Origin of the sequence: Massilia sp. GER05 (assembly GCF_052056005.1) — a bacterium.
GTDB classification, from domain to species: Bacteria; Pseudomonadota; Gammaproteobacteria; order Burkholderiales; family Burkholderiaceae_D; genus Telluria; species Telluria orientalis.
This window is the reverse complement of sequence record NZ_CP178858.1, coordinates 5,178,607-5,191,845: the sequence shown is the minus strand read 5'-3', so window position 1 is coordinate 5,191,845 and position 13,239 is coordinate 5,178,607. Positions and strand designations below refer to the sequence as shown.

Genomic DNA, 13,239 nt, shown 5'->3' with positions numbered 1-13,239 from the left:
CAATGACATCGAATCCCCTGCGGGTGGGCATCGGCGGTCCGGTCGGTTCCGGCAAGACGGCGCTGTGCGAGATGCTGTGCCGGCGCATGCGCGACCGCTACGACATGGCCGTGATCACCAACGACATCTACACGCGCGAAGACATGGAGATCCTGCTGCGCGCGAATGCGCTGCCGTCCGAGCGGCTGATGGGCGTGGAGACGGGCGGGTGCCCGCACACGGCGATCCGCGAGGATGCGTCGATCAACCTGGAAGCCATCGCGCGGCTGCAGGCCGACTTTCCGGCACTGGAACTGGTGCTGGTGGAATCCGGCGGCGACAACCTCGCGGCCACGTTCAGCCCCGAGCTGTCGGACCTCACCCTGTACGTTATCGACGTGGCGGGCGGCGAAAAGATCCCGCGCAAGGGCGGGCCGGGCATCACGCGCTCCGACCTCCTCATCATCAACAAGACGGACCTCGCGCCGCACGTGGGCGCCGACCTGGACGTGATGGCGCGCGACGCACGGCGCCAGCGCGGGGCGCGGCCGTTCGTGTTCACGAACCTGCGCACGGGCGAGGGCGTGGACACCGTCGTTTGCTTCATCCGCGAGCAGGGATTACTTGACCAATGAAAGGGGAAAGCCATGAAATGGAACGACAACACGAACGTCCGCGTGCGTCATGAAGGCCCGTGCCCGCGTCCGTCCACGCGCCTGGGTGGCGCGGTCGCCGCGCTTGCGACCCTTGCCGTGGCGCTGCCGGCGGCCGCGCATCCGGGCCATCCCGACGGCGGCTTCACGGCCGGCCTGCTGCATCCGTTGACGGGGCTGGATCACCTGTGCGCGCTGCTGGCGGTCGGCCTGTGGAGCCGGCAGCAGCGCCATGGCGCCGTGCTGCCGCCCGCGTTCCTCGTGATGATGGCGCTCGGCGCGGCCTGCGCCGGCGCGGGCCTCGTGCTGCCCGCGCTGGAGACGTCGATCGCCGCGACCGTGCTGCTGCTGGGCGCCCTGGTTGCGTGCGCGCCGGGCCTGCAGCGGCGCCTGCCGCCGCAGGTGGCGATCGTCGTCGTGGGGGGATGCGCGTTCCTGCACGGGCTGGCGCACGGGCGGGAACTGGCGGGGATGGCGAGCGGCGCCGGCTTCCTCGTCGCGAGCGCCCTGCTGATGCTGGCCGGCGCGTTGCCGGGGGAACGCGTGCGCCGGATGGCTGGCGCCGCGATCGGCGCGGCCGGCTTATACCTGCTTGCGGGCGTCGTCTGAACGCGACCCCGGTTCGGTCAGCCGGATCGGCGCCGCGTTCTCCGGATACAGCGCGCGCACGCCGTCGTACGCCTGCGCGATGGCGGCCATGTCGACCGCCTCGTCGCCCGTCATCGCCAGCGTACGCGTGACGTCGATGACCTTCTTGCCGTAGTCGAGCGCGACGAGCAGCACCGGCACGTCGGCGGCCAGCGCGATGCGGTAGAAGCCGCTCTTCCAGTGCGGCCGGTAGCTGCGCGTGCCTTCCGGCGTGATGGCGAGCCAGAACCAGTCGGCCGCGTGCATCGTCTGCGCGAGGCGCCGGATCGCGCCCTGCGGCGAGCTGCGGTCGACGGCCACGCCGCCCCAGTAGCGCATGAGGGCGCCCATCGGGCCGCGGAACAGCGAATCCTTGGCGAGCCAGCGGAACTGGATGCCGACGGCCCACTTGGCCAACAGGCCGATGGGGAAATCCCAGTTCGACGTGTGCGGATACACGACCACGATGCCGTGCGGACCGGGCAGGGGTTTGAAATTGAAGCGCCAGCCGAATGCGTTCAGCAGACGCAGCGCGGCGCGCTGGCGCCAGGTCGGCAACCCCTCGGGGCGCACCAGGTAGTCGTCCATGTTCTCTCCATACGGCGGGCCGCCTGCAAGCAATGATGATTGCGCCTCGGCAAGCAAACCGGGCATTTTATAGCGCTACCAGAAGGCGGACAAGCAAAAAGACTGGAAGCGTTGCGGTCGCGTCGGTATCATCCTTGCCTCTCAAACAAGGATTTTCAAGATGGATATCACGATTTTTCACAATACCCGCTGCGGCACGTCGCGCACGACCCTGGAGACGATCCGCGCGACCGGCGCCGAACCCCGCGTCGTCGACTATCTCGCGCAGCCGCCGACGCGGGACGAGCTGAAGGACTTGATCGCCCGCGCGGGTTTGCAAGTGCGCGACGCCGTGCGCAGCAAGGAAGCGCTGTTCAAGGAACTCGGCCTGGATGACCCGGCCACGACCGACGACGCGCTGCTCGACGCGATGGTCGCGCATCCGATCCTCATCAATCGTCCGTTCGTCGTCACGAACAAGGGTGTGCGGCTGTGCCGGCCGGCCGAGCTGGTGCGGGAGATCCTTTGACACGTCTTTTGACATCGTGAAACGACGAGTGGTATAGTCGTCCGACTTCGATTGGTAACGTTTCCAATCGCGCGGCCGACAACACAGACAGGAGACACGATGACGACGAGACGAGATGCGATGCGGCTGCTGGGCGCCGCGACACTGATGGGCGGACAGGTGGCCGTGGCCGGCCGGACCGCGGCGGCGCCCGCAACCGCCCCGGCGGCCGGCGGCACCGGCTGGCAGGTCGTGACGTCCGCCCCCGGCGCCGACCGCTTCGCCGCGCGTCCGCTCGGCGCCTTCCAGCCGGCGGGCCAGCCGCCCGAGACGGACATCGCCGTCTTCGTCGACACGTCGAAGCGCTACCAGGAAGTGTTCGGCTTCGGCGGCGCCGTCACGGACGCCGTCGCCGAGGTCCACGCGACCCTGACCCCGGCGCAGCAGCAGGCATTCCTGGCGGCTTACTTCGACCCGCGCGCGGGCCTTGGCTACAACGTCCTGCGCACGACGATCCACAGTTCCGATTTCGGCAGCGGCAGCTACACGTACGTGCACGACGGCGACCGGTCGCTCTCATCGTTCAGCATCGCGCCGGACCTGAAGCTGCGCGTGCCGCTGCTGCGCGCCGCGCTGGCGGCCGCGCGCGCCCACGGCACGGACATGCGCGTGTTCGCCAGCCCGTGGAGCGCGCCGGCATGGATGAAGTCGAACAACAGCATGCTCGCCGGCGGCAGCCTGCTGCCCGAGTACCGCGACACGTGGGCGCGCTACGTCGTGAAATTCGTGCAGGCGTACGAAGCGGCCGGCATCCCGCTGTGGGGCCTGTCGGTGCAGAACGAGCCGATGGCGAAGCAGAAGTGGGAGTCGATGATCTTCAGCGCGGACGAGGAAACGCGCTTCCTCGGCGACCACCTCGGCCCGGCGCTGAAGGCGGCGGGACTGGGCGGCAGGAAAGTCATCGTGTGGGACCACAACCGCGACCTGCTGCCGCAGCGCGCCGCGACGATTCTCGCGGATGCGAAGGCGCGGCCGTACATCTGGGGCGTCGGCTACCACTGGTACGAGACGTGGGCGGGCGGCGAACCCATGCACCGCAACGTTGCCGCCGTGCATGCGGCCTGGCCGGACGTGAACCTGCTGATGACGGAAGGCTGCATCGAGAAATTCGATCCCGCGCGCCTGCAGGACTGGGCCAACGGCGAACGCTACGGCCGCGAGATGATCGCGGACCTGAACGCGGGCTCCAGCGGCTGGGTCGACTGGAACATGCTGCTCGACAGCCGCGGCGGCCCGAACCACAAGAACAATTTCTGCTTCGCGCCGCTGCACGCGAACGACGACGGCCAGCTCGTGTTCACGCCCATCTACACGGCCATCGGCCACTTCAGCCGCTACATCCGGCCGAAGGCGCGCCGCGTGGGCGCCACGACGAGCCGCAGCACCCTCGACGCGACGGCGTTCCGCAACGCGGACGGGCGCCTCGCCGTCGTCGTCATGAACCGCAGCGACCAGCCGCAGCGCTACCGGTTGTTCGTCGACCGGCAGGAGGTCGCGGTCGAGATACCCGCGCGGGGGCTGCAGACCATCGTCGGCTGATTCATCCGTAGCGCATGATCCGTCATCCCCGCGCAGGCGGGGCTCCGGGTTCGAGCCGTCGCCGCGCCCGTGGCGCCATCCCTCCTCCGCGGGGGGCGACGTTCAGGCGGCATCTCCAGCACGAACGCCGCACTTCAGTTACATTGTGCAGTCATGCCCCCTGCCTTAAGACCGGTTCACGCGGCCCGGCCTTGAAAGTGGGGGTATATGCACTTACATTGGCGTTCCGTATCCACAGGAGATTGTGATGAGCCGTAAGACCCCCATCGAGCGTTACCGCAACATCGGCATCAGCGCCCACATCGATGCCGGCAAGACCACCACCACGGAGCGCATCCTGTTCTACACCGGGGTGAATCACAAGATCGGCGAGGTGCACAACGGCGCGGCGACGATGGACTGGATGGAACAGGAACAGGAACGCGGCATCACGATCACCTCGGCCGCGACGACGGCCTTCTGGAAGGGCATGGGCGGCAACTTCGCCGAGCACCGCATCAACATCATCGACACGCCGGGCCACGTCGACTTCACGATCGAGGTCGAGCGCTCGATGCGCGTGCTCGACGGCGCCGTCATGGTCTACGATTCCGTCGGCGGCGTGCAGCCGCAGTCCGAGACCGTCTGGCGCCAGGCCAACAAGTACAAGGTGCCGCGCATCGCGTTCGTCAACAAGATGGACCGCGTGGGCGCCGACTTCTTCCGCGTCCAGCAGCAGATCAGGGACCGCCTGAAGGGCAACGCCGTGCCGATCCAGATCCCGCTCGGCGCGGAAGAGCACTTCGAGGGCGTGATCGACCTCGTCAAGATGCGCGCGATCCGCTGGGACGACGCGAGCCAGGGCGTGCGCTTCAGCTACGAAGACATCCCGGCCGACCTCGTGCCCGTCGCGGAGAAATGGCGCGAGACGATGATCGAGGCCGCCGCCGAGGCGACGCCCGAGCTGACGGAAAAATACCTGAACGGCGAGGCGCTCACGGAAGACGAGCTCAAGGCCGCGCTGCGCGCCCGCACGATCGCGGGCGAGATCGTGCCGATGCTGGCCGGCTCCGCGTTCAAGAACAAGGGCGTGCAGGCGATGCTGGACGCCGTCATCGAATACCTGCCGTCGCCGGTGGACGTGCCCGCGATCGCCGGCCACGACGAGGACGACAAGCCGCTGGAACGCCATCCGTCCGATGACGAGCCGTTCTCCGCGCTCGCCTTCAAGATCATGACCGACCCGTTCGTCGGCCAGCTGACGTTCTTCCGCGTGTACTCGGGCGTCGTGAATTCGGGCGACACCGTGTACAACCCGACCAAGGGCCAGAAGGAATGCCTGGGCCGCATCCTGCAGATGCACGCCAACGAACGCAAGGAGATCAAGGAGGTCTTCGCGGGCGACATCGCGGCGGCCGTCGGCCTGAAGGGCGTGACGACGGGCGATACGTTGTCCGACCCGGACAAGGTCATCGTGCTGGAAAAGATGACGTTCCCGGAACCCGTGATCTCGCAGGCCGTGGAGCCGAAGACGAAGGCCGACCAGGAAAAGATGGGCATCGCGCTGTCGCGCCTCGCGCAGGAAGACCCGTCGTTCCGCGTGCGCACGGACGAGGAGTCGGGCCAGACGATCATGTCCGGCATGGGCGAGCTGCACCTGGAGATCCTCGTCGACCGCATGAAGCGCGAGTTCGGCGTCGAGGCGACCGTCGGCAAGCCGCAGGTGGCGTACCGCGAGACGATCCAGAAGGCCGTCGAGAACGTCGAAGGCAAGTTCGTCAAGCAGTCGGGCGGCAAGGGCCAGTACGGCCACGTCGTGCTGAAGCTGGAACCGCTCGAGCCGGGCAAGGGCTACGAGTTCGTCGACGCCATCAAGGGCGGCGTCGTGCCGCGCGAGTTCATCCCCGCGGTCGACAAGGGCATCCAGGAGACGCTGCCGAACGGCGTGCTGGCGGGCTATCCGGTCGTGGACGTGCGCGCGACCCTGACGTTCGGTTCGTACCACGACGTGGACTCGAACGAGAACGCGTTCCGCGTCGCCGCGTCGATGGCGTTCAAGGACGCCATGCGCAAGGCGTCGCCGGAACTGCTCGAGCCGATGATGCAGGTCGAGGTCGAGACGCCCGAGGAATTCACGGGCAACGTGATGGGCGACCTGTCCACGCGGCGCGGCGTCGTGCAGGGCATGGACGAGATCCCGGGCGGCGGCGGGAAGCTGATCAACGCGGTCGTGCCGCTGGCGGAAATGTTCGGCTACTCGACGACCCTGCGGTCGCTGACGCAGGGGCGGGCCACGTACACGATGGAGTTCAAGCATTACGCCGCCGTGCCGAAGCACATCCTCGACCAGATCGCGACGGCCAGGGCGGCGAAATGATGCAGCTCCCGATCCTCGGCCAGGGCACCTGGAACATGGGCGAGGATCCGTCCGCCCGCGCGGCCGAGGTGGCCGCGCTGCGGCTCGGCCTCGATCTCGGCATGACCCTGATCGACACGGCCGAGATGTATGGCGAAGGCGGTGCCGAGGAAGTGGTAGGCGCGGCCATCGCCGGCCGCCGCGACGGCGTTGTCCTCGTCAGCAAGGTCTATCCGCACAATGCCTCGCGCGCGGGCGTGCGCGCCGCGTGCGAGCGCAGCCTGCGCCGGCTGCGCACGGACCATCTCGACCTCTATCTGCTGCACTGGCGCGGCAGCGTGCCGCTGGCGGAGACGCTGGAGGCGTTCGAGCGCCTGCGCGACGAGGGCAAGATCCGCGCGTACGGCGTCTCGAATTTCGACACGGACGACATGCTGGAAGCGGCCGCGCTGCCCGGCGGTGCCGGCATCGCGGCGAACCAGGTGTTGTACAACCTGGTCCAGCGCGGCATCGAATGGGATTTGCTGCCGTGGTGCCGCGCGCGCGGCATCCCCGTGATGGCGTACTCGCCGCTGGAATCGACGCCGGCCGAGCAGCGGCCGCTGTTGACCCGTCCGCAACTGGGCGAGGTGGCGCGCCGCCATGGCGTCACGCCGGCCCAGGTGGCGCTGGCGTGGCTGCTGCGCCAGGACGGCGTCGTCACGATCCCGAAGGCCGTGCGGCCGGCCCACGTGCGCGCCAACCGCGCCGCGCTGGACCTCGCGCCGCAACTCACGGCCGACGACCTGGCGCTGCTGGACGCCGGCTTTCCGCCGCCGGGCCGGCGCCGGCCGCTGGCGATGCGCTGACCGCGGTTCAGTGCGCCGTCATAGTCTGCGCCCCTCATCGACGCCGAGTGATGCCAGCGCGCGCGGGCGGTGCTTGATCGCATCGGCCTGGCGGTCGCGCGCACGGAATCTTGCGGCCTCGTTCCACTCGAACGTCGACGGCAGCCGGCCGGACGGTGGACCCACGGACCCGAGACCATGAACATCCAGATCGAAGCCAAGGACATCGTCCTCGTCCTCGTGGGCGTGGCGAGCAGCGTGGTCGCGAGCTATATCTACCGGTATCTGGAAAGCGCCAGTACGGCGTCGCAGGCGCTCGAACGGGACCTCGAGTCCGCCGACCCGGCCGTTCGCGACCGGGCGGCACGGCACTGCCTGCTGACGGCCGCGAAATTCTTCGTGTTCGCGAACATCTTCACGGTCGTGTCGGGCGGTGCCTGGATCTTCGGCAACGCCCGGTACGACCTCACGCTGCTGGTGCTGGGGGCCTCGTCGGTAATCGCCATCCTGCTGTTGTGGGGCGCGTTGCGCTGGCTCGTGCGGGCACAGAAGGGAAATGGCGGCTGACGTCCGCGCGGGCGCTGCCCCGCGGCGCGTCAGGACGCGGCCTGCGCGTCCACCACCACCGTCATGTACGCGTCCAGGAACGCTTGCGGCATGCGGCGCGGGCGCCCGCTCGACAGTTCGATGCACACGAGGTCCCAGCGGCCGCGCAGCACCGTCGCGCCGTCGCGTTCGCGCACGAGCTGGAAACGGCGTTCCATTGCCAGCTTGGCGTCCCCCGCGACGAGCCATGTGCCGAGCACGAGCGCCTCGCCGGCAAAGGTCGGCAGCAGGTAATCGTATTCGCCGCGCCGGATCGCCATGGCGCGGTCGAGGCGCCGGTAATCGTCCAGCGACAGGCCCAGCGCCTCCGAGTGGGCCCACCCGGCCTGTTCGCACCAGCGGACGTAGACGGCGTTGTTGGTGTGGTTCAGCCCGTCGATGTCGGCCGCTTCGGGCACGCGGGGCAGGGTGAACGGGTGTGGGAAATCCCAATCCAAGACAAGTCCTTCCAGTTGCTGCGGTGCCGCCTATTCTACGTCGGCGCGCGCACAGGATGGTCTTTACGGCCGGGCTGTTCATGCCAGCTCCAGCAGCAGCGGCTGGTGGTCGGATCCGCTCGCGGCCGTATCGACGCGGACCGTGTGCACCCGTGGCGCCAGCGCGGGGCTGACGCAGGCGTAATCGAACGTGCGGGGCGGTTCGGCCGTGGTGTCGTGCAGGCCCACGGTCGGCGCATGCGGTTCGCCGGGATGCGCCAGTTCCCAGGCGTCGCGCCACAGGGCGCCACCGTCCGGCCCGGGCGCCAGCAGGCGCGCGCGGCCATCCGAACCGGGCACCATGTTGAAGTCGCCGGCGAGCACGGCGGCGGCGGGATGCGGCAGCGGCGCGAACGGGACGCCGCCCGGACCGTCGGGCGGCGCCGCCGGCGCGCCGGCGGCGCCCGCGTGCGCGAGCGCTTCCGCCTGGAGCTCGCGCAGGTGAGCGACCTGGGCCATGCGCTGGCGCGCGGAAAAATATTCGAGGTGGACGTTCAGCACGCGCAGCATGCCGTCCGCCGTCGCGACGACGGTCTCGAGGGCGGCGCGGGGCATCGCCGGCACCCCGGGATCGGACGGCCAGGGCAGGGCGTGGCGGCGCACGTGGACGATGTGGCCGCGCGCGAACGTCATGCAGCCGAGGCGGCGCGGGGACCCGTCCGGGTTGCACGCGTCGAGGGCGAACGCGGACGCGGCGTGCAGGTGGTCGAGGCGCCGGGCGAGCCCCGCGAACTGGTCGCCGATGGGGCGGCCGTCGCGCGCGGGCAGGCCGCAGCCGACTTCCTGCAGCAGCAGGATGTCGAAGCGGGCACCGAACGCCAGCACGCGGTCGACGACGCGGTCGAGGTCGGCGCCGTCGTCCGGCGTGCGGGCGCATTGTATGTTCCAGGTAATCAGTGTGAGCATGGCCGTCCTTTCGAGATCGTCAGGCTAGCGCGGCACCGATGCCGCGGACTGATCCAGCTCAGGTGTGCGCAGCGAACTGCCGGAATGGCGTACGGTCTATGCAAATGACGGAGGGGCGACGATGTACACGATGATTCTTCTGTTGTACCTGCAGCAGGGCCTGGACGTGACGCTCGACCAGGCCAACCTGCGGGGGCAGTACCTGAAGCAGGACGCGTGTGAAACGGCAGCACGCAGGTTGCGTGGGCCGGTACCCATCCCCCGCAATTACTCGGCGGCGTGGCAGGACGTCATGTGCATCAAGGTGAACAACAACGTCCGGGTCAACGGGATGAAGCCGATCGACCTGTCCAAGGCGCTGCAGGCGTATGCCCCCCTGCATTGCCAGGCCGAAGGGGCATGGGAACGGATGGCCGAGCTGTGCCGCGCGCCGGAACAGCCGGGCAATGGCGAGGAAGGAGGAAGCGGCGACAGGCCGGCCAGGTCGGCACGGCGCTAGGGCAGTGCGGCGACGATCATCAGTCCTGGTTCCACACGACGCCCTTGGGGCAGTCGGTGGCGCCGGCGGCGCCCGCGCTTGCCGCGGTGATCGAGCCGGTGCCCGGCATCCCGGCAAGGGGCATGCCGACGCCGCCGGCGCGGCGGCAGCGCACGCGATTGCCCTGGCGGAAGCGGTAGATGACCACGCCGTCCGGCGACGTGTACGTGTCCGACTGCCAGGTCAGCGAGCGGTCGATGTAGGCGGACTCGACTCCGCGCTGGAAGCGGGCCGCCGGGGTATCGGCTTCGGTCGGCACGCCCGATTTACCCTTGCGAAGTTCACGGTCGACGCGCCCGGCCTGCTGCTTCGCGAGACCGGCCACGATGCCGCCTTGCGCGGCGCGCGCGTCCGTGTTCGGGGCGACCGGCTGGGCCGTGTCGATGGGGTTGGGCGCGAGGGTGTCCGGCGCCGGTGGTGCGGCGGCGGGCGCGGCGTCGGCAGGTGCGTCGGCACGTATGTCGGCATGCCGGTTGCGCCGGGTGGCGTGCTGTAGATCGTCGTCATCGGCACGGTGCGCGGGTTCGGGCTGCATCGCGGGCGCGGCGATGGGCGGCGCGGCCGGCATCGACGGCACGGGCAGCAGGTGCATGTCCGCGTCCAGCGGCGGCCGCGCAGGCTGGGCACGGTCGGTTTGCAGGAGGATCGTCACGGCCTGGGGCGGCCGAACGGGAAGGGCGCGCCGTTCCTGCGTCCACAGGAACAGCGCCAGCAGGTGGGCGGCGCACGTGAACGCCAGCACGCCGCGCCGGCGCGCGTCGAACGTGGCGTTGGGCAGCGTGTATGCGCCGTTCCGCATGGTCAGTGCGCGGTCATCGCCTGCTTGATGGTGACGCAGCGCTGCGCGTCCTCCACCGCGTCGACGAGGGCGCGGCGGGTGCCGGCGGACAGGTCCTTGCCGGCGTCGGCCGCCGCTTGCAGGCGCTGGACGCTGGCCGGCGTGCAGCCGGCCGGGATCAGTGCCGGACCGTAGGCGCGCATGAAGACAGGACCGGCCGTCTTGTCGAGCTGCGGCAGGCGTGCAAGACGCGCGCCTGCCGTCTGCTCGCCCAGGCCGTGCTGCTCGGCCGGGTACAGGTGCTCCATCGCCGTGCGCACCTTCGAGAACGGCAGCTTCGTCTGCAGGTCGTGCACGGTGTCCAGCCATTCGGTCTTGACGGCCGGATCGGGGCGGCTGACGACGGCCGCCAGGGCGGCGGCCTGGCCGGCGTCGGACTTGTCGCGCGCCTGCTCGGCGTCGATCAGGGCGGCGGCGCCGGGGTAGTTGTAGCGGTTCAGGCGGCCGATGATCGCCCAGCGCAGATCCTGGTTGATCGCCAGGCCGTCGACCTGTTCCTTGCCGTCGAGGAGGGCGGCGAGGCGGCGCAGCGCGTCCGGCGAGCTGGCGACGTCGACATAGGTGCCGAACCAGCGGCGCTGGAAGTTGTCGTCGCCCTTGCTCGCGAGGGTGCTGGTCCAGGCCATGTCTTCCAGCTGGCGGGTGACCGCCTGGGCGTATGCGGCCTGCGGATCCATCAGGTCGAGATAGCGCTTCGCGCCGAGGACCTTGCCGAGCACGTCGCCGAGCAGTGTGTAGTCTTTTTCCTGCGGCGCATTGTTGAGTGCCGTGGACAGGAAGTCGTTGAGGGCAAGCTTGCCGTCGCGGACGCCGTCCCACAGGCTTTGCCACAGCATGGCGCGCAGCAACGGGTCGGCAACAAAGGCCAGGTGGCTGCGTGCGCTGTCGAACGAGCGCGGATCGAGCTGGACCTTCACGAAGCCCCAGTCGTCGTAGTTCGGGTAGACGAGGTCCGGGCAGGCCGCGCCGTTCATGGCCGGGACCGGCGTTTTCGAACCCTTGTACGTGACGGCGACGTTGCGTTCGAGCTTGTACTCCTTGCCTTCCAGGCGGAACGCGGCGACCTGCACGCGTTGTTCGCGCAGGGTCGGCAGGGCCTTGCTCTGCGCGGTCTGGGTGAGCGTGAAGCCGGTGACCTTGCCGGCCTTGCAGGTGTAGTCGGCGGCGACCGTGTTGACGCCCGGCTGGTACAGCCATTCCTTCGTCCAGCCCGTCAGGTCGCGGCCGGCGGCCTGGCCGAGGCTGCCGATGAAGTCGTCCAGCTTCGCGTTGCGGTACTGGTATTTGACGAGGTAGTTGTGCACGCCCTTGCGGAACACGTCGGCGCCCAGCAGGTGGCGCAGCTGCATCAGGGTCGACGCGCCTTTGGAATACGTGATGTTGTCGATGTTGTCGAACGCGTTCCGGGTCGACGGCACCGGGACTTCGATCGGGTGCGTGGTGGTGCGCTGGTCCTGCGCGTAGGCGCGCTGCTTGCCTTCCGAATAAAAGGCGCGCCACGCGTCCTTGAACTCCGTGGCCTCGGCCGTCGCCAGCGTGCCCATGAACGACGCGAAGCTTTCGTTCAGCCACAGGCCGTTCCACCACTGCATCGTGACGAGGTCGCCGAACCACTGGTGCGCCATCTCGTGCATGATGACGTAGGCGAGGCGCGCGCGCTGTTCGGCCGTCATGTCGGCCTTGTACATGAAGCCGCGCTCGGCGAACGTGATCGCGGCGGCGTTTTCCATCGCGCCGTACAGGAAGTCCGGCACGAGCACCTGGTCGTACTTCTCGAACTGGTAGGGAATACCGAAGTAATCGTCGAAGAACGCGAGGCCGGCCTTCGTGTACTTGAACCATTCGGCCGGCTTGACCTGCGCGGCGACCGACTGGCGCGCGAACAGGCGCATCGGGTATTTGCCGCTCGTGTCTTCCCACATCTTGTAGGGACCGGCGTGCATCGAGAAATTGTACGGGCTCAGCTTCCTGGTCTTCGCGAACGTCCAGCGGCGCAGGTCGCCGGCCGGGGCGACGTTCGTCTCGCGCGTCGTCGAGATCACCTGCCAGTCGGCCGGGACGCTCACGGTCACCTGGTATGTGGCCTTCAGGTCGGGCTGGTCGAACACGGCGAACATCTGGTGCGCGGCGGCCGGTTCGAAATGCGAATACGTGTAGACGCGGCCATCGACGGGATCGACCATGCGGTGCAGGCCTTCGCCGTTCGTGCTGTGGGGGCGTTCGTAGGCGACGACGACGGTGTTGCGGCCCTTGACCAGATCCTGGGCGGGCAGCGTGATGAACCAGCCGTTGTAGCGCGGCGTGACGGTCTTGCCGTTGACGGTCAGCGACTTGATCGTGGCCTTGTCGAGGTCGACGGTGAGCGGGCTGTCCGCATCCTTCAGGTCGAACGCCAGGGTCGTCGTACCGCTGAACGTCTCCTTGCCGGTGAGCGTGAAATCGAGCAGGTAGTCGACGTTGGACACGCGCGCCGAGCGGGCGGCCGCGTCGAGTTGCGACAGGTAGGCGTTGTCGGCACGCGCCGCGCTGTTCGCTTTGCCTGGGGCGGCGTGGACAAAAGGGGTAGAGGCAAACGCCAGCGCGGTGGCGACGGCGAGCGGCATCAGGCGGGGGTGGCAGGTCTTCACGGGACTCCTTGCGAGGCTGAACGAAGGCCGCGGCTTGTGGCCACGGCCCGTAGGAATCTCACAAGAATATCATGTCAGCAATAGTATTCGTATCGGTGACGCCTGCGAATGTAGGTTTTTTTACCGGGATATATGCATGAGAAAGGAAGAAGA

General features: G+C 68.7%; 13 protein-coding genes. 8 read left to right on the top strand and 5 right to left on the bottom strand.

What is annotated here, in order from left to right; all coding sequences use genetic code 11:
• Window positions 1-2: 2 nt before the first annotated feature.
• Together ureG and ACL58G_RS22985 are read left to right on the top strand one after the other, a co-directional pair.
• A complete protein-coding gene (ureG, locus tag ACL58G_RS22990) occupies window positions 3-614 on the top strand; it encodes an urease accessory protein UreG (RefSeq protein ID WP_440963290.1) in 612 nt (203 codons plus the stop codon).
• A gap of 12 nt (window positions 615-626) precedes the next feature.
• Entirely contained in the window at window positions 627-1,241 is a 615-nt protein-coding gene (locus ACL58G_RS22985; RefSeq protein ID WP_440963289.1) for a HupE/UreJ family protein, read from the top strand.
• Here ACL58G_RS22985 and ACL58G_RS22980 read toward each other — a convergent pair.
• A complete protein-coding gene (locus ACL58G_RS22980; RefSeq protein WP_413388242.1) occupies window positions 1,215-1,847 on the bottom strand; it encodes a 1-acyl-sn-glycerol-3-phosphate acyltransferase in 633 nt (210 codons plus the stop codon). The two genes, ACL58G_RS22985 and ACL58G_RS22980, sit on opposite strands and share 27 nt — an antisense overlap.
• Window positions 1,848-2,007: 160 nt before the next feature.
• On the opposite strand from ACL58G_RS22980, the gene arsC reads away from it, so the two are divergent.
• The 5 genes from arsC to ACL58G_RS22955 all read left to right on the top strand — a co-directional run bounded on the left by arsC (window position 2,008) and on the right by ACL58G_RS22955 (window position 7,662).
• Window positions 2,008-2,355 carry an arsenate reductase (glutaredoxin) gene (gene arsC / locus ACL58G_RS22975; protein WP_440963288.1) on the top strand — a complete coding sequence of 116 codons (348 nt, stop codon included), beginning with the start codon at window positions 2,008-2,010 and terminating at the stop codon, window positions 2,353-2,355.
• A gap of 99 nt (window positions 2,356-2,454) precedes the next feature.
• Window positions 2,455-3,933, top strand: coding sequence for a glycoside hydrolase family 30 protein (locus ACL58G_RS22970; protein WP_440963287.1), 1,479 nt, complete (start codon window positions 2,455-2,457; stop codon window positions 3,931-3,933).
• Between the two features lie 247 nt (window positions 3,934-4,180).
• The gene (gene fusA / locus ACL58G_RS22965; RefSeq protein ID WP_440963286.1) at window positions 4,181-6,289 is read left to right on the top strand and encodes an elongation factor G; all 2,109 of its coding nucleotides are present in this window, start codon (window positions 4,181-4,183) and stop codon (window positions 6,287-6,289) included.
• Entirely contained in the window at window positions 6,286-7,116 is an 831-nt protein-coding gene (locus ACL58G_RS22960) for an aldo/keto reductase (protein WP_440963285.1), read from the top strand. The genes fusA and ACL58G_RS22960 overlap by 4 nt, the downstream gene beginning before the upstream one ends.
• A 177-nt stretch (window positions 7,117-7,293) precedes the next feature.
• On the top strand, window positions 7,294-7,662 hold the full coding sequence (locus ACL58G_RS22955; RefSeq protein WP_413388247.1) for a hypothetical protein: 369 nt from the start codon (window positions 7,294-7,296) through the stop codon (window positions 7,660-7,662).
• A gap of 29 nt (window positions 7,663-7,691) precedes the next feature.
• Here the strand turns inward: ACL58G_RS22955 and ACL58G_RS22950 are convergent, their stop codons facing one another.
• Entirely contained in the window at window positions 7,692-8,138 is a 447-nt protein-coding gene (locus ACL58G_RS22950) for an acyl-CoA thioesterase (protein WP_440963284.1), read from the bottom strand.
• 78 nt (window positions 8,139-8,216) lie between these two features.
• Window positions 8,217-9,083, bottom strand: a complete 867-nt coding sequence (locus ACL58G_RS22945; protein ID WP_440963283.1) for an endonuclease/exonuclease/phosphatase family protein — start codon at window positions 9,081-9,083, stop codon at window positions 8,217-8,219.
• A gap of 130 nt (window positions 9,084-9,213) precedes the next feature.
• Between ACL58G_RS22945 and ACL58G_RS22940 the strand changes: the two genes are divergently transcribed.
• Window positions 9,214-9,582 carry a hypothetical protein gene (locus tag ACL58G_RS22940; protein ID WP_440963282.1) on the top strand — a complete coding sequence of 123 codons (369 nt, stop codon included), beginning with the start codon at window positions 9,214-9,216 and terminating at the stop codon, window positions 9,580-9,582.
• Window positions 9,583-9,601: 19 nt separating this feature from the next.
• Here ACL58G_RS22940 and ACL58G_RS22935 read toward each other — a convergent pair whose 3' ends face one another.
• On the bottom strand, window positions 9,602-10,420 hold the full coding sequence (locus tag ACL58G_RS22935) for a hypothetical protein (protein ID WP_440963281.1): 819 nt from the start codon (window positions 10,418-10,420) through the stop codon (window positions 9,602-9,604).
• Window positions 10,421-10,422: 2 nt separating this feature from the next.
• Entirely contained in the window at window positions 10,423-13,086 is a 2,664-nt protein-coding gene (gene pepN / locus ACL58G_RS22930; protein WP_440963280.1) for an aminopeptidase N, read from the bottom strand.
• Window positions 13,087-13,239: the final 153 nt, after the last annotated feature.

Bases quoted from the DNA above. Each gene is read 5' to 3' on its own strand.
- ureG (WP_440963290.1), top strand. From the start codon at position 3: ATGACATCGAATCCCCTGCGGGTGGGCATCGGCGGTCCGGTCGGTTCC.
- ACL58G_RS22985 (WP_440963289.1), top strand. From the start codon at position 627: ATGAAATGGAACGACAACACGAACGTCCGCGTGCGTCATGAAGGCCCG.
- ACL58G_RS22980 (WP_413388242.1), bottom strand. From the start codon at position 1,847: ATGGACGACTACCTGGTGCGCCCCGAGGGGTTGCCGACCTGGCGCCAG.
- arsC (WP_440963288.1), top strand. From the start codon at position 2,008: ATGGATATCACGATTTTTCACAATACCCGCTGCGGCACGTCGCGCACG.
- ACL58G_RS22970 (WP_440963287.1), top strand. From the start codon at position 2,455: ATGACGACGAGACGAGATGCGATGCGGCTGCTGGGCGCCGCGACACTG.
- fusA (WP_440963286.1), top strand. From the start codon at position 4,181: ATGAGCCGTAAGACCCCCATCGAGCGTTACCGCAACATCGGCATCAGC.
- ACL58G_RS22960 (WP_440963285.1), top strand. From the start codon at position 6,286: ATGATGCAGCTCCCGATCCTCGGCCAGGGCACCTGGAACATGGGCGAG.
- ACL58G_RS22955 (WP_413388247.1), top strand. From the start codon at position 7,294: ATGAACATCCAGATCGAAGCCAAGGACATCGTCCTCGTCCTCGTGGGC.
- ACL58G_RS22945 (WP_440963283.1), bottom strand. From the start codon at position 9,083: ATGCTCACACTGATTACCTGGAACATACAATGCGCCCGCACGCCGGAC.
- ACL58G_RS22940 (WP_440963282.1), top strand. From the start codon at position 9,214: ATGATTCTTCTGTTGTACCTGCAGCAGGGCCTGGACGTGACGCTCGAC.
- ACL58G_RS22935 (WP_440963281.1), bottom strand. From the start codon at position 10,420: ATGCGGAACGGCGCATACACGCTGCCCAACGCCACGTTCGACGCGCGC.